Origin of the sequence: Janthinobacterium woesei (genome assembly GCF_051380875.1) — a bacterium.
Lineage (GTDB): Bacteria > Pseudomonadota > Gammaproteobacteria > Burkholderiales > Burkholderiaceae_D > Janthinobacterium.
Window position 1 is genome coordinate 1 of record NZ_JBNYXW010000029.1, and the last position, 21127, is coordinate 21127.

A 21127-nucleotide genomic window follows, 5' to 3' on the forward strand; every position below is an offset into this window, starting at 1 on the left:
GGTTAGCCTTCTGAATGACGAACGGCCCGATCGAAAATTCGACCGGGCCGTTAAGGCAAAACCACAGCGCTATGCTACTCGCGTTCTACGAAAACCTGCTTAAGTGAACGGCATTACAGCTTCGGCTGTCTTTTTTTTGACAATGTTTTCGAGTGCGCACGTTATTTGCCCAACTCCTGTTCGGGCGCAAGAAATCATCGCCAGGCCAGGTTCGGCATCAGACATGTCACGCCAGCCTTCATCTCATCGATTACTACAAAGCCTACGTCATTCGCTGGCGCCCCTCTACGGCCTTGTATGCGCAACATCGCGTGGTCGAAGGGCAGACCTGCTATGTCGCCGCCCCCCCTGATCCTGGCTTGCACCGTGCTGGGGGGCACAGCTTGAAGCACTACTTCTTCATCCAGCAGTTTGCCGTATCAGCGATCATCGCTGGCTTGCTGCTGCTTGGCTTTTCCTTGTTCCGCGACCTGGACATGAACGTGGCCGCTGCCTTGCTGGCGCTGATCGTGGCAACCATGGCCGTCCTGCTGCCCATCACATGGCTGCGCACCCTGCTTGCCGTGCCCGCCTGCGCCCTGGTGATACTTGCACAATTACCGCACAGCGTCGGCTGGTTGCATGACCACTGCCTCGCCTCGGGCATCTTGTTCGATGCCGGCCTCACTGCATTGGCAATCTGGCTGTTTCTAACGTATTTACAGTGTGCAGTCTTTAACAAAACAGGCAGCCAACGGACGGCCTGCGTGCTCGCCGCCATCTCGTCAGGCTGCACACTTTGCATGCTGGCTGGTTTCTGTCTTTGGTCGGGAATGGTTTTCCTGATGAGTGCCATCATGGATAACACGGGCTGGATAGGCGTCCTCATGTTCTTCGCCTCGGGCAATGACGCCAACAAGATCTATGTGATTCCCGTACGCCGCATGGTGGTCAGCGTGGCGTCGAGCGCGTATGGCAAGGGCGATGGGCAGCGCCGCTCGGAAGACCTACTGAAAGCCATTTTGCCTGCAGAGTCACGGTAGTTGTAAGCGTTTGTAATGGCAGTCAACGCCGGCATCCTGGGGCGCGTTCTATGCTCAGTGACACGGGAATCATCCCGGCACATCAAGCAACACTAGACAAACCACCACTGAGGACTGCACCATGAAAAAAGTAATCGCTACCCTGATCGCCGGCCTGTTCGCCACCGCCGCCTTTGCTCAAACGCCAGCAGCCTCGGTTCCCGCCAAGGCAGAAGCGACCCACACCAAGGCCGTCGTGAAAGCGGACGCCAAGGAAGCGCACGCCGTCGTGAAAGCCGACGCGAAAGAAGCGAAAGCTGTCGTCGCCGCAAAAACGGACGTGGCCAGCGCCAAGACGGAAGCTACCGCGACAAAAACCAAAGCCCACCACGCAGCGAAAAAAGCCAAAGCCAAGGCAGATGCAAAACTGGCGTCGGCCACCGCTGAAGCTGCGCCAGCGAAGTAATTCCCTCTGACTGTATTGACTTGCCCAACTCCCAGGATTTCATCATGACAAAAATTATCGCTACCCTGATCGCCAGCCTGTTCGCCACCGCCGCTTTTGCCCAGGCGCCAGCCGTCGCGCCAGTCGCTCCCGTGGCACCGGTTCCTGTCGTCGCTCCAGTGGCCAAGGCCGAAGCGCCAGCAGCCGCCGTCAAGCCAGCCGCGCACAAGAAAGCCAAGCACCACAAGGCGAAAAAAGCCGCACCGGCAGAGAAGGCAGCGCCTGCTGCCGCTGCAGAACCGGCACCAGCGCCAGCGAAGTAAGCAGCGCCGTTGCAACAAGAAAGACAGGGATTTCCTGTCTTTTTTTTCGTCCGCTTATTTCGGCATCAAGACCGTGTCGATGACATTGATCACGCCATTGGATTGAACTACATCATAGGTGCTGATGTTGGCGCTATTGCCGCTTTCATCCATCACCACGATGTTGTGCATGCCATTCATGGCGAACATCAGCTTGCCGCCGCTTGCCGTTGGCAGGGTCGCCTTGCCGTCATGCATCTTGATCTCCTTGGCCAAGGCCTTGAAGTCATATTTGCCGGGCACCACGTGGTAGGTGAGGATTTTCGTCAGTGTCGCCTTGCTTTCCGGCTTCACCAGGGTCTCGACCGTGCCGGCCGGCAATTTGCCAAACGCCGCATTCGTCGGCGCAAACACGGTAAATGGCCCCTTGCCTTTCAGCGTCTCGACCAGGCCGGCAGCCTTGACGGCGGCCACCAGAGTGGTGTGGTCGGCCGAATTGACGGCGTTATCGACGATATCCTTGCTGGGATACATGCTCTGTCCGCCCACCATGGTCGTCATGTCGGCGGCAAAAGGGGCGCTGGCGGCCAGCATGGATGTAACAAACAGTGCTGCGGGAATGAAGGTACGCATGATGAATCTCCTCAATGGTTGTGAACTGCGGACTGCGATGCGTGATTGCAGGAATACTTACGCGGCCTTTCCACAAACGGATTCAATTCGCTGAAAACAAAAAACGGCGCCGTGCAAAGCACGCCGCCGTTCTCGCTAGTATTTCCTCGCTGCGGGCCGGGATGCTCCAGCCCGCAGTACCGGAAATCAGTTGGCCACCACCTGCGGCCCGCTCTCGCCCCAGCCGCCGCCCAGGGCGCGGATCAGCGCCACGGTGGTGACGGCGCGGTTGCCGCGCAGTTGCACGGCGTTGCGCTCGATGGTCGCCAGGTTGCGCTGCGCGTCGAGCAGGTCCAGGTAGCTGGAACGGCCCGCCTCGTACAGCTTTTGCGCCAGGTCGGCCGAACGGCGCGCCGAGACGACGGCGTCGTCGATCTGCTGCGTCTGGCCCGACAGGATGCGCAAGCCGGCCAGGTTGTCTTCCACCTCAGAAAACGCCACCAGCACGCTCTGGCGATACGTCGCCACCGATTCTTCCAGCTGCGCTTCGCTGCGGGTGATGGCCGCCTTGTTGCGGCCACCATCGATGATCGGCATCGACATCAGGGCGCCCAGCAGCCAGGAGCGGCTGCTCCACTTGAAGATGTCCGAGAAAGTATCGGACGCGCCGCCACCGGCAGCATTCAGTGTTAACGCGGGGAACATGGCCGACTTGGCCACGCCGATACGCGCATTCGACGCTTCCATGGTGCGCTGCGCCGAGGCGATATCGGGACGACGTTCCAGCAACGACGACGGCATGCCGGCCGGGATCACGGGAAGAAACGCGCTATCGAGCAATGGGTTGACGTCCGCCGTGAAGCTGGCGGCCGGTTTGCCCAGCAAGACGGCCAGCGCATGCTCGTTCGTCGTGCGCTGGCGCTGCAGGCCGATGGCTTCGGCGCGCGCCGTCGACAGCTCCGTGCGGGCACGCGACAGATCGAATTCGCCGATGTCGCCCAGGTCATAACGGCGCTGGTTGACATGCACGCTTTCCTCGCGCAGCCGCACCGTTTGCTCCAGGGTCGCCAGTTCCGCATCCGTGGCGCGCAGACGGAAATAGGTTTGCGCTACATCAGCCTGCAGGGACAGCAGCACCGAACGGTAGGTCGCTTCCACCGCCAGGGCATCGCTGCGCGAGGCGCTGACATTGGACGCCACGCGGCCGAACAAATCGACTTCGTAGCTGGCCGTCAGGTTGGCCTGGTAGACATTGCCGGCGGCGACCGGTGCGCCACTGGGCAAGCCCAGCGAAAGGCTTGATGCGCGGTTGCGCTGGCCGCCCACATTCACGCCCACTTGCGGAATGCGGTCCGCTTCGGCGATGCCGGCAATCGCCCTCGCCTGCTTGACGCGGGCGGCGGCGACGGCCAGGTTGGCGTTCGCTTGCGTCGCCTCGCCGATCAGGCCAGTGAGGGCTGGATCGTTAAACGCCAGCCACCATTCGCCGCGCGCCTGGCGTTCCGCTGTGGCAACCTGGGCTTGCTGCCAGCGCGTACCGTCGGCCGCCGTCTGCACGGCAGGCCGCGTTTGAACCTCGCCTTGTGCTTCCTTGAACGCCACCGGCGTGTCGATTTGCGGTTGCTTGAACTCCGGTGCCGCGCATGCGGCCAGCAGCACGGCTGCGGCCATGGCGGTCAAGGCCGTGCGCAGGGGCGCAGTTACCCGTATATTTGCAATGGTTTTCAATATATATCTCCTTCCAGGTCCAGCGCTGGCGCGGCGGGACGCTTGGCGACAGCAACGGCTGGCTTTTTCTCAAAACGCTGCGCCAGGGTGCGCAGCAATACATAGAACACAGGCGTCAGGAACAGGCCGAAGAAAGTCACGCCCAGCATGCCGGCGAACACCGCCACGCCCATCGCATGGCGCATTTCCGAACCGGCGCCGTGCGAGAACACCAGGGGCACGACGCCCATGATGAAGGCGATCGACGTCATCAGGATCGGACGCAGACGCAGACGGCACGCTTCCAGCGCCGCTTGCACCACGCTGCGGCCATGGTCTTCCAGTTCACGCGCAAATTCCACGATCAGAATCGCATTTTTCGACGCCAGCCCCACCAGCACGAACAGCGCGATCTGGGTAAACACATTGTTGTCGCCACCGGTCAATTTGACGCCCAGGAGCGCGCAGAGGATGGACATCGGCACGATCAGGATCACAGCCAGCGGCAAGGTCCAGCTTTCGTACTGGGCGGCGAGCACCAGGAATACCAGCAGCACGCACAGCGGGAAGACATAGATCATCGTATTGCCGGACAAGATGTCCTGGTAGGTCAGCTCCGTCCATTCATACGCGATCCCCTGCGGCAGCACTTCCTTGGCGATGCGTTCGAGCGCAGCCTGCGCCTGGCCACTCGATACGCCAGGTGCTGCGCCGCCGTTGAAATCGGCTGCGGCATAGGCGTTGTAGCGCTGCACGCGGTCCGGACCGTAACTGTCCTTGACGCGCATCAACGACGACAGCGGGATCATTTCGCCTTTGTCATTGCGCACCTTCAGCTGCGCGATATCCTGGGCATGTGAACGGAACTCGGCATCGGCCTGCACGCGCACCTGGTAGGTACGGCCAAACTGATTGAAGTCGTTCACGTACAGCGAACCCAGATTGATCTGCAAGGTCTGGTAAATCGTTTGCAGCTGCACGCCCATCTGCTTGGCTTTCACGCGGTCCACGTCGGCAAACAGCTGCGGCACGTTGATCTGGTAGCCCGAGAACACGCCCGCCAGTTCCGGCGTCTGGTAAGCCTTGGCAGCGAGCGCCTGGGTGGCGTTGTACAGCGCGTCGTAACCGAGGTTGCCACGGTCTTCGATCATCATCTTGAAGCCGCCGATGGTACCGAGGCCGTTGACCGGCGGTGGCGGGAAGACCATGATGAAGGCGTCCTGGATACTGCCCAGGCGCTTGTTGATCTCGGCCGCGATGGCGCCGCCCGACAATTCCTTGCTGGTGCGCTCGTCGAACGGCTTCAGGGTGGCGAACACGATGCCGGCGTTTGGCGCATTGGTAAAGTCGTTGATCGACAGGCCAGGGAAGGCGATGGTCGATTCGACGCCAGGCACCGACTTGATGACGTCGGACATGCGGCGCACGACATCTTCCGTGCGGTCCAGCGAGGCAGCATCGGGCAATTGCGCAAAGCCCACCAGATATTGCTTGTCCTGCGCTGGCACGAAGCCGGCCGGCACGGACTTGAAGGTGAAGATGGCGGCAACGACCAGCAGCGCATACACGCCCAGCGACGCGCTCTTGCGGCCCAGCACGCCCTTGACGCCCGCTTCATAGCGGTGCGAAGCGCGGCCAAAGAAGCGGTTGAACCAGGCGAAGAAGCGGCCGAAGACCTTGTCCATGCCGCGTGTCAGCGCGTCTTTCGGCGCATCGTGCGGACGCAGCAGCGCGGCCGACAGGGCGGGAGCCAGGGTCAGCGAGCTGAAAGCGGAGATCACCGTCGAAATGGCGATCGTCAGCGCGAACTGGCGGTAGAACTCGCCCGACAGGCCGGGTACGAAGGCGATCGGCACGAACACGGCGCACAGCACCAGGGCGATGGCGACGATAGGACCGCTGACCTCTTTCATGGCCTGGATGGTGGCGTCACGCGGCGACAGTCCTTCTTCGATATTGCGCTCGACGTTTTCCACCACCACGATGGCATCATCGACGACGATACCGATGGCCAGCACCAGGCCAAACAGCGACAGGGTGTTGATCGAGAAGCCAAAGCCCAGCATCACGGCAAACGTGCCGACGATGGAGACGGGGACGGCCAGCAGCGGAATGATGGACGCGCGCCAGGTTTGCAGGAAGATGATCACCACCAGCACCACCAGGGCGATGGCCTCTAACAGGGTGTGGATCACCGCTTCGATCGAAGAGCGCACGAACTGCGTCGGGTCATACTCGATGCGGTACTCCACGCCTTGCGGGAAGTCCTTTTTCAGTTCGTCCATCTTGGCACGCACGTCGGAAGACAATTGCAGCGCGTTGGCATTCGGTGCTTCGAAAATACCCATGCCGACGGCCGGATTATTATTCAGCAGCGAACGCAGAGAGTAGCTGTTGGCGCCCATTTCCACGCGCGCCACATCCTTCAGGTGCGTCACGGCGCCGTCGGCATTGGTGCGCACGATGATGGCGCCAAATTGCTCGGGCGTTTGCAGACGGCCCTGGGTATTGACGGTCAGCTGGAAGTCCGAGTTCTTCGCTGGCGAGGCGCCGATCACGCCGGCGGCCACCTGCACGTTCTGCTCGCGGATGGCTTCGACGACGTCATTGGCCGTCATGCCGCGCGCCGCCACTTTTTGCGGGTCGAGCCAGATGCGCATGGCGTAGTCGCCGGCGCCAAAGATCTGGATATCGCCCATGCCGGGCAAACGGGCCAATTGATCCTTGACGTTCAGCACCGCGTAGTTACGCAGATACATGTCGTCATAGCGCTTGTTCGGCGAGACCAAGTGCACCACCATGGTCAGGTTGGGCGACGATTTAACTGTCGTCACGCCAATCTGGCGCACTTCCTCGGGCAGGCGCGGCAAGGCGCGCTGCACGCGGTTTTGCACCTGCGTCTCGGCCTGCTCGACGTTGGTGCCGATCTTGAAGGTCACGGTCAGCATCATTGCGCCGTCGGAGGTGTTCTGCGAGGACATGTAGAGCATGTTCTCGACGCCGTTGATCTGCTCTTCGAGCGGCGCTGCCACCGTTTCGGCGATCACTTTCGGGTTGGCGCCCGGATACTGCGCGCGCACCACCACGGACGGCGGCACGACGTCGGGATACTCGGAGATGGGCAAGCCGAAAATCGACAGCAGCCCGGCCACGAATATGACAATCGACAGCACCGCCGCGAAAATCGGCTTGTCGATGAAAAAGCGGGAAAAGTTCATGTTTATTCCTTGATGGTCGATGCTGCTTTCGCGGCGATCCTGGCGTCTTTGACTTCAGGTTTTGCGGGGGCGACCGGCGCGCTCGGGTCGAAATCCATGGCCACCATCTGCGGCGTCACCGGGGCACCGGGGCGCACGCGCTGCAAACCGTTGACGACCACTTTTTCGCCCGCCTTCAAGCCTTCGCGCACCACGCGCAAGCCATCCGAATTCGGGCCAAGCTTGACGGCGCGGTATTCGGCCTTGTTATCAAGGCCCACCACGTAGACGTATTTGCGGCTTTGATCCGTGCCGACGGCGCGGTCGCTGATCAACAGCGCCGTGCTTTGCGCCTGCGGGCCGTTGCCGCCATCGAGCAAAATGCGCGCGAACAGGCCTGGCACCAGCTGGCGGTCGGTGTTGGCAAACGTGGCGCGCATGCGCACGCTGCCCGTGGCCGGGTCGAGCTGGTTGTCGACGAATTCGAGCTTGCCTTCATGCGGGAAGCCCGTTTCGTTGGCCAGGCCCACCTTGACGGTGACGGGCGTGCCCTTTTGCGCCGTGCCGGCTACGCGCAGATAGGTATCTTCATCGCCGTCGAAGCTGGCGTAGATGCGGTCCGTCGATACCACAGAGGTGAGGATGGAGGAAGCGTCGATCAGGTTGCCGACGGTGATTTCCGCCTTGCTGACACGCCCGCTGATCGGTGCCTGCACCTGCGTGTAGGACAGGTTCAGCCTGGCCGCTTCATACGCCGCTTGCGCCGAGCGGGCATTCGCGTCCAGCTCTTTCAAGCCCGAGGCTTTTTCATCGAATTCGCGCTGGGCGATGGCTTTTTCGGCCAGCAGCTTTTCAGCGCGCGACAGTTCCAGCTTGGCCAGTTCGGCCTTGGCGCGGGCCGAGGCAGCCGTGCCTTCGGCACGCGACACTTCGGCCTGGAATGGACGCGGGTCGATGACGAACAGCACATCGCCCTTTTTCACTTCGCTGCCAGGCTTGAAGTTGACGGAGGAAATGAAGCCGCCCACACGCGAACGGATTTCCACGCGCTCGATCGCTTCCAGGCGTCCCGAGAATTCCTGCGTTTCCGTGATCTGCTTTTCCACCACGGCGGCGGCCGAAATGGGCGGGCCGCCGGCCGCTGGCGCGTCGGGCACCTTGCTATTGGCCGTATCGCATCCGGCCAGGCTCACGGCCACCAGTCCGGCCAGCGCGAGAGAGGCGGCCAGGGGCTTGAGTAATGTTCCCAAGGTGGAAAATTGTTGAACGTTTTTCATTTTATTTCCCTGTTTTATGAAAATTTCTAATGGTATGGGCGGCAGGAAGCAACCCAGCTTAAAAAGTGAATAGTGGTGCCATGGCGCCCGACGGCGCTCGGTCAAAGGTAAACAGGCCGCCAGCTAACAAAAAGCAGACGGGGACGGCAAAGCTGGCTGTGCGAGCGCACAACGCAGACAGAAAGGGAGTTACAATGCGAAACTACACTCAGTAGTGTAACAACCGAAACTCAAAAAGTAAACTGGTTAGTGTAAATTTTTATGGCGCCACGCGAAGCGGCGTCATGACTCGGGCTCCTGGCCCAGTGCAGCGATAAAGCTGGCGATTTCACTCAGTACTTGCACCTTGCAGGCGCATTCATTGCGGGCGCTGGCATCTTGCAGCGGCGCCGCCGGCATGCGCCGCACAGTGGTCTTGATGCCGCAGGCAATCAGTTTGCTGCCGTATTGTTCAGCCTCATCGCGCAATGGGTCATCTTCACTGGACAGGATGAGCGCCGGCGGCAGGTTCTTCAAGCGGCTCGATTGCAATGGCGACGCGTACGGATGGCTACGGTCAGCGGCATTCGGCAGGTAACCACGGTAGGCGGCGGCGCATTGATCAGCCACTTCCACCAGGTCCGGGCACGTTGGCAAGGTACGCATCGAGCACGACGACAGGCCGGGATCGAGCATGGGCATGATCAGCACCTGCCCCGCAAGGGGCGGTCCGCCCCGGTCGCGCGACATCATGGCGCACACGGCAGCCAGATTGGCGCCCGCTTCGATGCCCGACACCACCATCTGCTTGCCCGTCCAACCCAGCTTGGACTTGTTCTTTTTCGCCCACAGCAAGACGGCATGCGCGTCTTCCACGGCGGCGGGAAATGGCCGCACCTTCGCCAGGGTGTAGTTCGAGGCCAGCACCACGTGGTCAGGGTTGCTCAGCACCAGGCAGCGCAGGAAGTCGTCCGCATCGTCGAGGTCGCCGTCGACAAAGCCGCCGCCATGGAAGAAGACGATCAGGCTAGGCTGCCTGGCGCCCGGCACGCCGGCCGTGTAGATGCGCGCAGCGAGTGCGTCTTGCGCACCCTGCACTTGAATATCGCGTATCTTCAGCGCTTGCCCTGGGGCAAGCTCGGCCGCGGTATCGGCAAAACTCATTGCGCCACCACCGGCTGCAGCGCAGCATCGAGCACGGTGTCGTTCAGGCACAACAGGGTGGCGCCGCCAACTTCATGGGTCAGGGCGCTATAAGCACTGGCTTCGCTTTGCGCCGCCAGTGAGTAGGCATCCGTCGATACCATCGCGGCCAGAGCGAGCACCACCGCAACCAGTGCGGGTACTGCAAAGTGTCCATTTCGATGACCCATGATGTTTCTCCTGTTGTACTTCCTGCGGCATCACATTTATGCTGCAATACAACAACTATAGACTTGTTTTACAATCTGATAAATAGTGCAATGACGAATTGATTGTTCAGGATTCTGAATAATCGCGCATAACGTGATAAGGAATCAAGTGAACAAGCTGCAAGCCATGGAAGTTTTCATCCAGGTCGTCGACGCGGGCGGTTTTACGCGCGCGGCGGAAAACATGCAGTTGCCGAAAGCCACCGTGTCGACCCTGATCCAGTCGCTCGAAGCGAGCCTGTCGGTTAAATTGCTGAACCGCACCACGCGCCACGTCAGCATCACTTCCGATGGCGCCGCTTATTACGAACGCTGCGTGCGCATCCTGTCGGACGTGCGCGAGGCGGAAGAATCGCTGTCGCGCACGCGCCTGAGCCCCAGCGGGCGCCTGCGCGTGGACGCGCCCACGGCCCTATCCAGCGAATTGATCATCCCTGCCCTGCCCGACTTTTTCGCGCGCTACCCGGACATCGTGCTCGAACTGGGCAGCAGTGACCGCCCCGTCGACCTGATCGAGGAAGGCGTCGACTGCGCCGTGCGCGGCGGCGAACTGGGCGACCTGAACCTGATCGCGCGCCGGATCGGCGTGCTCCATTTCATGACCTGCGCCTCGCCCGGCTACCTGGCGCAGCACGGCACGCCCGTGCATCCGAACGACCTGGCCCGGCACCGGGGCGTGAATTTTTTCTCCTCCAAGACAGGCAAGACGTTTGAATGGGATTTCACGCGCGACGGCGAACGCATCCAGATGGCCATGCCCAGCCATATTGCCCTGAACGACTCGAACGCCTACGTGGCCGCCGGCCTGGCCGGCCTGGGCATCGTGCAAATGACGCCTTTCATGCTTGCGCCGCTGCTGGAACAGGGCAAAATGGTGGAATTACTCGACGAATGGGAATCCGACCCGCTGCCCATCCACGTGATCTATCCGCCCAACCGCCACCTGTCGGCCAAGGTGCGCGTGTTTGTCGAATGGGTCGCTGACATGTTTACCAACCACCCCGCCACGCAGCTCAAGGGCAAGAGCAGTCTCCCGAGCGCGCGTGCCAACCTGACCGAGGCACAGCCATGACCGCAGCCAGCACAACGCCCCACCACATCGTCTTTCTCGACCGCGACAGCCTGATCGCCAAGGTGCGCCCGCCCGCCTTTGCGCACAGCTGGGAAGAGTATCCGCACACGCAAGGCAGCGAACAGACCGTTGCCCGCCTGCAAGGCGCCACGATCGCCATCACCAACAAGGTGCCGCTGCGCGCGGCCGAACTGGCGCAGCTGCCCGAGCTGAAAATGATCGCCGTGGCCGCCACCGGCACGGATATCCTCGACCTGGCCGCCTGCCGCGAGCGGGGCATTGTTGTTGCCAACATCCGCGACTACGCGCGCGCCACCGTGCCTGAACACACCCTTGCTTTGACGCTGGCCCTGCGGCGCCAGTTGATCGCCTACCGCTTTGATGTGGAAGCGGGCCTGTGGCAAGCGTCCGAGCGCTTCTGCCTGTTCGGCCACCCGATCCGTGACCTGGCCGGCAGCCGTCTGGGCCTGCTCGGCTATGGCGCGCTTGGCAAGGCGGTGGCCCAGCTGGGGCGCGCCTTCGGCATGCAGGTGCAGGTGCACAACCGTTCGCCCATCACCGAAGACGGCGTGACGGAAGTGAGTTTTGACGCACTGCTGGCCACCTCCGACGTCCTGAGCCTGCACCTGCCCCTGACCGACAAGACCCGCAACATCATCGGCGCAAACGAGCTGGCACGCATGCAGCCGACGTCGCTCCTGATCAACACGGCGCGCGGTGGCCTGGTCGACGAAGCGGCGCTGGCAGCAGCGTTGACCAACGGCGTGATCGCCGGCGCCGGTTTCGACGTATTGAGCAAGGAGCCGCCGCTGCCGGACAACCCGCTGTTGAATTTGCGCCTGCCCAACTTCATCCTCACGCCCCACACGGCCTGGGCCAGCGGTGAAGCCATGCAGATACTGGCTGACATGCTGATCGGCAACGTGGAAGCGTTTGAACGGGGCGCGCCGACGAATGTGGTGGCGTAAGCGCCGACGCATTGAGTACGCGTGACGCGCTGCCGCGCCATGCCTGGGCGAAGACAGGACTATTTCCGGCATGGCCGGACCGCTTATGCCGAAGCCGGCGCTTCGAAAGAAAACCCCGGCGCGTACGCGTGGTAGCCATCGAAATCGCCCTTGCCTATGGCGGCACCATGGCTGCGCGCAATCGCATAGGCCATGCTGAAGTGAAAGTAAAAATTCGGCAGGATGTACAGATGCAGGTATTCATCGGCCGGCAGGGCGATATCGGCAAAGCCGGCGCGGTCGCGGCAGATGCGTTCTGGCGCGCCCATAAAGCGCTGTGTGGGAATGGCCTTGAGGTAGCGCAACGTATGCGCGATCTGTTCCTGCAGGCTGGCGGCGTCGCTGAAGCTGACGACGCCCCGCCCAGCCAGCGGACAACAGCCGCGCAGCGAAAAACTCACCGCCGCGCGTACCTGCTGGGCAAACGGCAGCATGTCCGGGTGCAGGCGCGCCGTTAATATCTGCGGCTGGGCATCGAGCTTGTCCAGCATGGCCGACAGCTGGCCCAGGGCGTGGCAAAAAATGCTGACCGGATCGATGCTCATCTTTTCTTTCTCATTAAATTTATTCCCAGCTCACGCGGCGCCCTTGCGCCGCGCTTCCCACTCGCGCCTGAGCAAGCCATATAGCGCGGAATCGCTGACCTGGCCGCCGACGATCCAGCGTTCAGGCAAAAAGCCTTCCTGCTTGAAGCCCTGACGCTCCAGGGCGCTGGCCGAGCTGGCGTTGAGCGGGTCGATATCGGCTTCCAGGCGGTTCAAGTCGCGCTCGACAAAGGCGAATGCAATCAGCGCCGTCAACGCTTCGTGCATATAGCCCTTGCCCCAGTATTGGCGGCCCAGCGCATAGCCTATCTCGCCACGCCGGTTTTGCTTGTGCAGCGCGTACAGGGTGCAGCTGCCCAGGTATTCTCCCGTTTCCTGCAAGGCGATGGCGAAGCGGAAAAACTCCTCTTTCTCGAAGGCCGCCGCGTCGTCGGCGATCTGGCGCGCGGTGCGGGCGCGGTCTGTCCAAGCCGGTTCGCTGAAATAACGCATCACTTCAGGATCGGAATGCATGGCGAACTGGGCCGTTTCATCCGATGGCTGTGGTTTGCGCAGGATCAAACGTTCAGTGGTAATGGTTTTCGTGTAGGCCATGCAATTCCAATCAGCGGTTCAAACAGGCGATTATTCCATGCCACTATAATCGTATGGCAAGATTTCCCCAGCCATCCACTTTACAGGATAGCCGCATGCCATTCTTTGCCCGTGAGTATGGTGTTTTCCTGCTGCTGGCCGCGCCCGCCGCCCCGGCCTTCGTGCCGGGGCCTGCCATTCGGACATGATCTCTACATTAACCAGGACACTGGGCGGGAAGTGGAGTTGGAATTGGCATTGCCATTAAAGCAACCACAACTAATCAACAGTGAGTTGGCTCAGATATCGCCAGGTTGAGCATCGGCGCTCAAAACTGAGTTCGTGTGGGAATGGCAGTTCCCGCCCCCGTCCTTCCGCAATTCAGCTATAAAAGCCACGACACTTATCCCATTGCCTTGCGGCGGGTTCGTGTCAGTACGCGGAGGGCTAAGTTTATAGGGACTTTGTTTTTTGCCAAGTAGGCGGCCGCAGTCGCGGTGCCTAGCATTTCTTGAAAAATGATACCAACGTCGATTTTTTGCGCGGTCAGACCATCCTGCCTTAAACAATCGAAATTTTGGTTAGCTGCTGTAGCTACTATGTCAACATCAGCGTTTATAGAGCGCATTTTCACCTCATTAATAAAGAGAAAAATGTCTCCTTGCATTAAAGATAACTTAGTTTTCTACACTTTAGGAAATATTTTCTTTAATCAAGTATCGGAAGTAGTGAAAATTTAACTATTGGGTACCGGGGTCAGGTGCGGAGTCCGGGGCGGTGTCTGCCATTCCGACACGACCTCAACCTTAACCGCCCTGCCTATATAGCGCAGCGCCGGAAATTGCTCCAGCCCCCGCCCGCTTAAAACGTCCCCGGCAGCAAAATCTTCTTGTCCACATGCTGCAAGTCGCGCAAGCCGCAAAAGGCCATGGTCAGGTCGAGTTCGTTGCGCAGGATGTCCAGGCATTTGGTGACGCCTGGCCCACCCATGGCGCCCAGGCCGTACAGGAAGGGGCGGCCGATGTAGACGCCCTTGGCGCCCAGGGCCACGGCCTTGATCACGTCCTGGCCCGAGCGGATGCCGCCGTCCATGTGCACTTCGATCTCGCTGCCTACGGCATCGACGATGGCGGGCAAGGCTTCGATCGACGATTGCGCGCCGTCCAGCTGGCGCCCGCCGTGGTTCGAGACGATCAGCGCATCGGCGCCGCTTTCCACGGCCAGGCGCGCGTCTTCCGGGTCCATGATGCCCTTGATGATGAGTTTGCCGCCCCAGCGCTGCTTGATCCATTCCACGTCCGCCCACGACAGGCTGAGGTCGAACTGCTGCTGCGTCCAGGACGACAGCGACGACATGTCCGACACGGAAGTGGCATGGCCGACGATGTTGCCGAAGCCGCGGCGTTTGGTGGCCAGCATGCCCATCACCCAGCGCGGCTTGGTGGCCATGTTGAGGATATTCGGAAGCGTCAGTTTCGGCGGCGCCGACAGGCCGTTGCGCAAGTCCTTGTGGCGCTGGCCCAGCACCTGCAAGTCCAGCGTCAGCACCAGCGCGCTGCAGTTTGCCGCCTTGGCGCGGTCGATCAGGCGGTTGATGAATTCGCGGTCCTTCATCACGTACAGCTGGAACCAGAATGGTTTTGTGGTGTGGGCCGCCACGTCCTCGATCGAGCAGATGCTCATGGTTGAGAGGGTGAACGGCACGCCGAATTGCTCGGCCGCCTGCGCTGCCAAAATTTCGCCATCAGCATGCTGCATGCCCGTCAGGCCCGTGGGCGACAGGGCTACCGGCATCGATACGGCCTGTCCCACCATGGTCGAGGCCAGGCTGCGGTTTTCCAGGTTGACGGCGACGCGCTGGCGGAATTTGATCTTGGCGAAATCGCTGCAATTGGCCCGGTACGTCGATTCCGTCCAGGAGCCGGAATCGGCGTAGTCGTAAAACATGCGCGGCACCCGTTTCTGGGCCAGCACGCGCAAGTCTTCGATGCTGGTAATGATACTCATGGTTTCCTCGGTCGATGGCAAGTCAAGCCATGATCGTGCATTTACCTGTAATTGTCTATCCGGCAGGCAATCCTGCCGCTTCAACAACAACGCAACAACGTTTACCAGTCGCGCGCGCCGAGGATTTTCTCGCCCAGTTCGCTCAACTGCGCTTGCGGGTAGCGCAGCTTTTCCTTTTCCTCCGGGTCGCCGGGAAAGGCGTAGCCCTGCGGCGCGCTGCGTTCGCGCCAGCTTTGCACGCGCCAGTCGCGCAGGGTTTGATAGTTCTCTTGCGCAGGGGTGAAGGAAATATACTGCGCCAGGCGCACCTGGTCTGTCGAGGTGTTGGGGCGGATGCCATGCGCCAGCAGGCTGTTAAAGATCAACAGCTCGCCTTTCTTCATGGCGATGAATTGCACCGGGTACGGCACCGTCGCCAGGTCTGGCTGCCACGGGTTGCGGTCTTCCGGCACCGTCTTGCGCCAAGCCAGTAAATTGTTAAATAATTCCGGATAGCACTGGAAACCACCGCTCTCGGGCGAGGTGTCGGACAGGGCCAGCACGCCCTGCACGTTGACGGGCAGCGGGTCGAGCGTGGTGTCGGCATCCCAGTGGATGAAGCCGCCAAACTTGCGCTTGCCATTATTGGGCGTATTCAGGTTGGCGCGGTCGATGGTCACCCACAGGTCGACACAGTCCCAAATATCGACAAAGGCGTCAACCACGCGCGGCGTCTGGCGGTTATCCCACAGGGTCTGGTTGTGATACGCCTCGACCATGCCGGAACCGTTGAGTTCCTTCATGGCGTGCTCGCGCAGTTGGTCCTGGTTCCAGGTGGCGCGGTCGTGCTGGTCCAGTCCCTGGAATTGCCACAGGAAATCTGTCGTGCGCTGCACTTGCTCAGGAGACACCGCATCCTTGACGATGACGTAGCCATAGGTTTGCCAGTGCAAAAAATCGCTGTCGGACAGCACGCGCAGCGGCAACTGCTTTTGAATGTCGCGCAACTGGGCTTGTTCCGTGTAGGCCACGGATGGATTGCCGGGGCGGTTCTCGCCATACTGCGGGCTTACATGCTGGAGCTTGTCTTGCATCGCTGTCTCCTGTTGTGGGTGATGCTGCTGGTGTGAGACAGATTGTGCGATGGCTGCGCCCGCCCGAATGTGCCACTGCTGGCCAATACTGATACTATTCTGACTATCTGAATACGATAAACGTCACGATGACACCTTTATTTGAACAAGTCACGATTCCCTCAGGCCACTCCTGGGGCTTGCTGTGGCGCGAACTCGACGCCATTCCCTTCATCTGGCATTACCACCCGCAGTTCGAGCTGACCCTGACGGTCAATGCACGGGGGCAACGCTATATTGGCGACCATCTGGGTAATTTCGAGCCGGGCGACTTGGTGCTGCTGGGGCCGAACCTGCCGCATACTTGGTCGGCCAGCGAACGCATCGACGCCGCCCAGCCGATGCTGGCCGTGGTGGTGTGGTTTTCATTGGAGTGGCTGGAACAACTGGCGGCCTGTTTTCCCGAATTGCAAGCCCTGCGGCAATTGGCGGGCCGCGCCGGCCCTGCCCTGCATTTCTCGCCGGACACCAGCGCGCGCTGCGCCGTAAAACTGCTGCAACTGAATGCCTTGCCCGTGCCGCAGCGCTTGCCGCTGCTGCTCGACGTGCTGCTGGAACTGGCTGGCGACGCCGGCGCGCAGCCGCTGGCATCCAAAGCGCAGGCGCCCGTGCATGGCGATGGGCAGCAAAAACGCATGGCCAGCGTGCTCGACTTCATGCACGCGCATTTCAGCGACGACCTCGCCCTGGAAACCCTGGCGCAGCGGGCCGCCTTGTCGCTGGGTGCGTTTCACCGCTTTTTCAAGCGCCACGCGCATTGCACGCCGGGCGAGTACCTGGTGCGGCTGCGTATCGGCCGTGCTTGCCAGCAACTGATTGAAAGCGAACTGGCCATCGCCGTCATCGCGCAAGAGGCCGGCTACCGCAACCTCGCGCATTTCAACCGCCAGTTCCGCGCCGCCAGGCAAGTGACGCCGCGCGCGTTCCGGCTGCAATACCGGCGCGCCAGCAAACGTCCGTTGTAAAAGGTTCAGGCAACGAAAAAGGGGATCAGATTTTACAATCTGATCCCCAATATTCTGGTGCGGCTGGCAGGAATTGAACCCACGACCCCTTGGTTCGTAGCCAAGTACTCTATCCAACTGAGCTACAGCCGCCTAAGACAAGATTATAGCAGGGCTTTGCAGAATGGCAAAGGGCGCAGCGGCGAAAAATTTCACAATTGACGCCATTGCATGCTGCCCCGCGATGGCGCCGGGAACGCGCGCCGCATGGACGAAAAAAAACCCGGAAAGCGAACTTTCCGGGTTTTTCTCTACTGCTAATACTGGTGCGGCTGGCAGGAATTGAACCCACGACCCCTTGGTTCGTAGCCAAGTACTCTATCCAGCTGAGCTACAGCCGCAAACTCTTACAGTCTTCACCGAACGGCGCGAAGCTTGAAACTTTCATCACAACCGGGCGAACCCGATTCTGGCAACGATGCTAACAAATACTGGTGCGGCTGGCAGGAATTGAACCCACGACCCCTTGGTTCGTAGCCAAGTACTCTATCCAGCTGAGCTACAGCCGCAAAACTTCTACAACATCTTCACGTACAGCATGAAGATCAAACTTTTTACAACAAAACCAGACAAAGTCTGATTTTCAATATTCTGGTGCGGCTGGCAGGAATTGAACCCACGACCCCTTGGTTCGTAGCCAAGTACTCTATCCAGCTGAGCTACAGCCGCGCAGGCAAACATTATAGCGTATTCATTTCGCTTTGAAAAGTTCGATTTTTCAATCGCTTAGCTGATTTTGCACAATACCGCCCTGCGCCATCGACCATCTTTTCACTGCTAAAAAGCATCTGCCTTTTTATCGACGGACACTTCTGCTTTCACAGGAGCATCCAGCGAATCGAGAAGTTGCTGCCTCGAAAGAAGCGGGATTATAGGGACTGCTTCCCAGCCTGTCCAGTGCTATCTGCAAGCGGCTGAAAAAGCGGCGGCGCACGGAGCCGTCCATTGGCGCGCAAGCGTGCGGTGGCAGTGCGCCGCTTGGGGCTACAATATCATTCACATACGGGGCGCTTGCGCTGCATGAGGGTCGACGCTTTTCATCATTGAGCCGATTCACTGTGCGCAGCGACGGCACCGCGACGTGCCGCCCGGCAAGGGCCGATGGCTCCGCAGGGCAAGGCAGCCCGTGTGGCAGACTAACTGTTGCAGGATTTCCGATGGCCAAGCATGAACGCAAGCAAGATCTGCTACCGCCCTCGGCGCCGCTGGGCCTGTCGGACGAGCAACTCGCCAGTTTACTGGACGGCATCACCGATGGCGTCTGCCTGCTCAAGCGCGACTGGACCATCCGCTATATCAATACGCGGGGCGCCGACATGCTCGCGCCGCAGCGCCTGCCGGGCGCGACCCTGGCCGGCAGCAAGCTGTGGCAAGCCTGCCCCGGCCTGCTGGGCACGGCACTGGAAACCTGCTACCAGGAGGCCATGGCGCAGCAGCACAGTTGCAGTGCCGAACTGTATTACGCACCGCTGGGGCGCTGGCTGGAACTGCGCATCCTCCCTTCCAGCGATGGCTTGACCACATATCTGCAGGACATCAGCCAGCGCAAGGCGGCCGAAGACACTTTGCGCCAGGGCGAGGACGCCTTGCGCGCGCTGGCCAACGCCATCCCGCAACTGGCCTGGATCGCCAGCTTCGACGGCACCATCGGCTGGTACAACCAGCGCTGGCACGACTACACGGGCGCCAGCACCGGGCAGATGGAGGGCGACGGCTGGCGTATTGCCTACGATGCGCAGTACCTGCCACAGATGCTGCAGGACTGGAAAACCGCCATGCGCGACGGCACGCCTTTCGAGATGGAATTCCCCATCCGTAGCGCCGATGGCCAGTACCGCTGGTTCCTGACGCGCGCCTATCCCGTGCGCGACCGCGGCGGCCAGTTGCTGCGCTGGTTCGGCACGTGCACCGATATCGACCAGGTCAAGCGGGCGCAGGAAGCGTTGCGCGATGAAACGCGCGTGCTCGAATTGCTCAGCAACATAGGCGCGCCCCTGGTCGGCACGCTCGACTTGCCCGCCCTGCTGCAGGCAACCGTCGATGCGGCCACGCATATCAGCGGCGCGCGCTTCGGCGCCTTCTATTATGACGATGCCATCGATACCCCCGAGCCGCAGGGCGCCATGCCACCGATGCCACCGGCACGCGCCGTGGCCGGCATCAGCCTGGCGCAGGCCAATGCCATCGACGCGCCACTGCGCCTCGGTCCCGCCTTGTGCAGGAATGACTGGCACGCCGCCCCTGGCGCCAGCGGCGATGGGCCGCCCTTGCGCAGCTGTATGAGCCTGCCCGTGCGCTCACGCTCGGGCCAGTTGCCGGGGCGCTTGCTGCTGGGCCACCCGCAGGTGGGCATCTTCAGCGCGCGCAGCGAACGCATCGTCGCCGCTATCGCGGCCCAGGCTGCCGTCGCGCTCGACAATACGCATCTGTATGCGGCCGCCAGGCGCGCCGCCGACGAGCGCAAGGTGCTGCTCGACAGCGAACGCGAGGCACGCGCCGAGGCCGAGCGCACGAATCAGCTGAAAGATGATTTTCTCGCCACCCTGTCGCACGAACTGCGCACGCCGCTGTCGGCCATTTTGGGCTGGGCCCAGGTGCTGCGGCGCGGCACGCGCGACGAGGCCGACCTGCATCGTGGCCTGCAAAGCATCGAACGCAATGCGCGCGCGCAGGTGCAGCTGATCGAAGACTTGCTCGACATGAGCCGCATCACCGCCGACAAAGTGCTGCTCGACCTGCAAACCCTCGTGGCCGCCAGCGTCATCGCTGCCGCCATCGAAACCCTGCGTCCGGCCGCCGACGCCAAGCACATCACCATCCGGAGCAGCATCGCCAGCGATGCCGGCAGCATCATGGGCGACCCCAGCCGCATCCAGCAAATCATCTGGAACCTGCTGTCGAACGCCCTGAAATTCACGCCACAAGGGGGACAGGTCGATATCGGCGTGCGCCGCGAAGGCGCGCGCCTGGCCATCACCGTGGCTGACAACGGCATCGGCATCAGGAAAGACTTCCTGCCCCACGTATTCGACCGCTTCCGCCAGGCCGATGCCTCGACCACGCGCAAACATGGCGGCCTGGGCCTTGGCCTGGCCATCGTCAAGCACCTGGTGGAACAGCATGGCGGCACGGTCACGGCCAGCAGCGCCGGCGACATGCAGGGCGCCAGCTTCACCGTGCGCCTGCCCCTGCGCGCACCGGCCGCATCGGCGCGCCAGCCCGGCAACGCCCTGCCCGACTTGCGCGGCGTCAGGGTATTGGTGGTCGATGACGAGGCCGACGCGCGCACGCTGACGGAGCGCATCTTGCGCGACAGCCATGCCGAAGTGCATAGCGCCGCCAGCGCGGCGCAGGCGCTGCAACTGCTGGCCAGCGTGCGCCCACATGTACTGGTGAGCGACATCGGCATGCCCGAAGTGGATGGCTACGACTTGCTGGCGCAGATCCGCGCGCGCGCGCCCTACGACGCTGGCACCCTGCCGGCGCTGGCGCTGACGGCATTTGCGCGGCCACAAGAGCGCCAGCGTGCGCTCGACAGCGGTTTCCAGGCCTACCTCTCGAAGCCGCTCGATCCGGCCGAGCTGCTGGCGGCGGTGGCGCAATTGGCGGCGCGCCGCCTGGCCGATTCCCCGCCTTGATGCAGCGCAAAAAGATAATACAAAGAAATACATAGCTCAGAACAAAATGACCATACTCATGGGTTAGCCTTCCTACTTTCAGACGCGGCACTGTCCTACAAGCAACGTCCGTAGAGTTTGTTACACTGAAATATAGAAGCACCCTGTACGACCGGCCAGGCACAGGCAACCTTGGCTAACAGGAGCGGCAGCGGCGAGTTCGGGTGCTGTTGTGCGCCTTATTTTGTTGCAAGGCGT

The 21127-nt window shown here is 61.3% G+C and carries 18 protein-coding genes and 4 tRNA genes; 7 read left to right on the plus strand and 15 right to left on the minus strand.

The annotated features are described in order from the left end of the window. Positions 1 to 152: 152 nt before the first annotated feature. The 3 genes from ACQ4W6_RS24870 (at position 153) to ACQ4W6_RS24880 (ending at position 1769) form a co-directional block, all read left to right on the plus strand. Positions 153 to 1022, plus strand: coding sequence for a DUF4401 domain-containing protein (locus tag ACQ4W6_RS24870; protein ID WP_436569845.1), 870 nt, complete (start codon positions 153 to 155; stop codon positions 1020 to 1022). Between the two features lie 121 nt (positions 1023 to 1143). Then, positions 1144 to 1467, plus strand: a complete 324-nt coding sequence (locus tag ACQ4W6_RS24875; protein WP_436569846.1) for a hypothetical protein — start codon at positions 1144 to 1146, stop codon at positions 1465 to 1467. 44 nt (positions 1468 to 1511) lie between these two features. After that, positions 1512 to 1769 (plus strand): hypothetical protein, encoded by a 258-nt coding sequence (locus tag ACQ4W6_RS24880; RefSeq protein WP_436569847.1) that lies wholly within the window; start codon positions 1512 to 1514, stop codon positions 1767 to 1769. A gap of 54 nt (positions 1770 to 1823) precedes the next feature. Here the strand turns inward: ACQ4W6_RS24880 and ACQ4W6_RS24885 are convergent, their stop codons facing one another. The 6 genes from ACQ4W6_RS24885 to ACQ4W6_RS24910 form a co-directional block, all read right to left on the minus strand. Beyond that, positions 1824 to 2381, minus strand: coding sequence for a fasciclin domain-containing protein (locus ACQ4W6_RS24885; protein ID WP_436569848.1), 558 nt, complete (start codon positions 2379 to 2381; stop codon positions 1824 to 1826). A 186-nt stretch (positions 2382 to 2567) separates the two neighbouring features. After that, positions 2568 to 4031: an efflux transporter outer membrane subunit gene (locus ACQ4W6_RS24890; RefSeq protein WP_436569870.1), complete on the minus strand. Its 1464-nt coding sequence runs from the start codon at positions 4029 to 4031 to the stop codon at positions 2568 to 2570. A 53-nt stretch (positions 4032 to 4084) separates the two neighbouring features. After that, entirely contained in the window at positions 4085 to 7285 is a 3201-nt protein-coding gene (locus ACQ4W6_RS24895; RefSeq protein WP_436569849.1) for an efflux RND transporter permease subunit, read from the minus strand. A 2-nt stretch (positions 7286 to 7287) separates the two neighbouring features. Beyond that, positions 7288 to 8541: an efflux RND transporter periplasmic adaptor subunit gene (locus tag ACQ4W6_RS24900; RefSeq protein WP_436569850.1), complete on the minus strand. Its 1254-nt coding sequence runs from the start codon at positions 8539 to 8541 to the stop codon at positions 7288 to 7290. A 282-nt stretch (positions 8542 to 8823) separates the two neighbouring features. Further along, complete coding sequence (locus tag ACQ4W6_RS24905; RefSeq protein WP_436569851.1) at positions 8824 to 9684, minus strand: alpha/beta hydrolase; 861 nt, start codon at positions 9682 to 9684, stop codon at positions 8824 to 8826. Continuing rightward, positions 9681 to 9893 carry a hypothetical protein gene (locus ACQ4W6_RS24910; protein WP_436569852.1) on the minus strand — a complete coding sequence of 71 codons (213 nt, stop codon included), beginning with the start codon at positions 9891 to 9893 and terminating at the stop codon, positions 9681 to 9683. Before ACQ4W6_RS24910 ends, ACQ4W6_RS24905 begins: the two co-directional genes overlap by 4 nt. Positions 9894 to 10041: 148 nt before the next feature. On the opposite strand from ACQ4W6_RS24910, the gene ACQ4W6_RS24915 reads away from it, so the two are divergent. Then, positions 10042 to 11004: a LysR family transcriptional regulator gene (locus ACQ4W6_RS24915; RefSeq protein WP_436569853.1), complete on the plus strand. Its 963-nt coding sequence runs from the start codon at positions 10042 to 10044 to the stop codon at positions 11002 to 11004. Next, positions 11001 to 11972, plus strand: coding sequence for a D-2-hydroxyacid dehydrogenase (locus ACQ4W6_RS24920; RefSeq protein ID WP_436569854.1), 972 nt, complete (start codon positions 11001 to 11003; stop codon positions 11970 to 11972). Before ACQ4W6_RS24915 ends, ACQ4W6_RS24920 begins: the two co-directional genes overlap by 4 nt. Positions 11973 to 12055: 83 nt before the next feature. Here ACQ4W6_RS24920 and ACQ4W6_RS24925 read toward each other — a convergent pair whose 3' ends face one another. The 5 genes from ACQ4W6_RS24925 to ACQ4W6_RS24945 form a co-directional block, all read right to left on the minus strand. After that, positions 12056 to 12556, minus strand: coding sequence for a DUF1993 domain-containing protein (locus ACQ4W6_RS24925; RefSeq protein WP_436569855.1), 501 nt, complete (start codon positions 12554 to 12556; stop codon positions 12056 to 12058). A 30-nt stretch (positions 12557 to 12586) separates the two neighbouring features. Continuing rightward, positions 12587 to 13150, minus strand: coding sequence for a GNAT family N-acetyltransferase (locus ACQ4W6_RS24930; RefSeq protein ID WP_436569856.1), 564 nt, complete (start codon positions 13148 to 13150; stop codon positions 12587 to 12589). 382 nt (positions 13151 to 13532) lie between these two features. Beyond that, positions 13533 to 13796 carry a hypothetical protein gene (locus ACQ4W6_RS24935; protein WP_436569857.1) on the minus strand — a complete coding sequence of 88 codons (264 nt, stop codon included), beginning with the start codon at positions 13794 to 13796 and terminating at the stop codon, positions 13533 to 13535. Between the two features lie 194 nt (positions 13797 to 13990). Continuing rightward, complete coding sequence (locus tag ACQ4W6_RS24940) at positions 13991 to 15136, minus strand: alpha-hydroxy acid oxidase (RefSeq protein WP_436569858.1); 1146 nt, start codon at positions 15134 to 15136, stop codon at positions 13991 to 13993. 101 nt (positions 15137 to 15237) lie between these two features. Further along, entirely contained in the window at positions 15238 to 16209 is a 972-nt protein-coding gene (locus ACQ4W6_RS24945) for a phytanoyl-CoA dioxygenase family protein (protein WP_436569859.1), read from the minus strand. Positions 16210 to 16337: 128 nt separating this feature from the next. Between ACQ4W6_RS24945 and ACQ4W6_RS24950 the strand changes: the two genes are divergently transcribed. Beyond that, entirely contained in the window at positions 16338 to 17213 is an 876-nt protein-coding gene (locus ACQ4W6_RS24950) for a helix-turn-helix domain-containing protein (protein ID WP_436569860.1), read from the plus strand. Positions 17214 to 17268: 55 nt separating this feature from the next. Here the strand turns inward: ACQ4W6_RS24950 and ACQ4W6_RS24955 are convergent. The 4 genes from ACQ4W6_RS24955 to ACQ4W6_RS24970 form a co-directional block, all read right to left on the minus strand. After that, a tRNA-Arg gene (locus ACQ4W6_RS24955) sits at positions 17269 to 17345 on the minus strand. A 171-nt stretch (positions 17346 to 17516) separates the two neighbouring features. Continuing rightward, a tRNA-Arg gene (locus ACQ4W6_RS24960) sits at positions 17517 to 17593 on the minus strand. A gap of 91 nt (positions 17594 to 17684) precedes the next feature. Then, positions 17685 to 17761: transfer RNA gene (locus tag ACQ4W6_RS24965), tRNA-Arg, on the minus strand. A gap of 83 nt (positions 17762 to 17844) precedes the next feature. Continuing rightward, positions 17845 to 17921, minus strand: a tRNA-Arg gene (locus ACQ4W6_RS24970). A 488-nt stretch (positions 17922 to 18409) separates the two neighbouring features. Here ACQ4W6_RS24970 and ACQ4W6_RS24975 point away from each other — a divergent pair. Further along, positions 18410 to 20890, plus strand: coding sequence for a PAS domain-containing hybrid sensor histidine kinase/response regulator (locus tag ACQ4W6_RS24975; RefSeq protein WP_436569861.1), 2481 nt, complete (start codon positions 18410 to 18412; stop codon positions 20888 to 20890). Positions 20891 to 21127 lie beyond the last annotated feature (237 nt).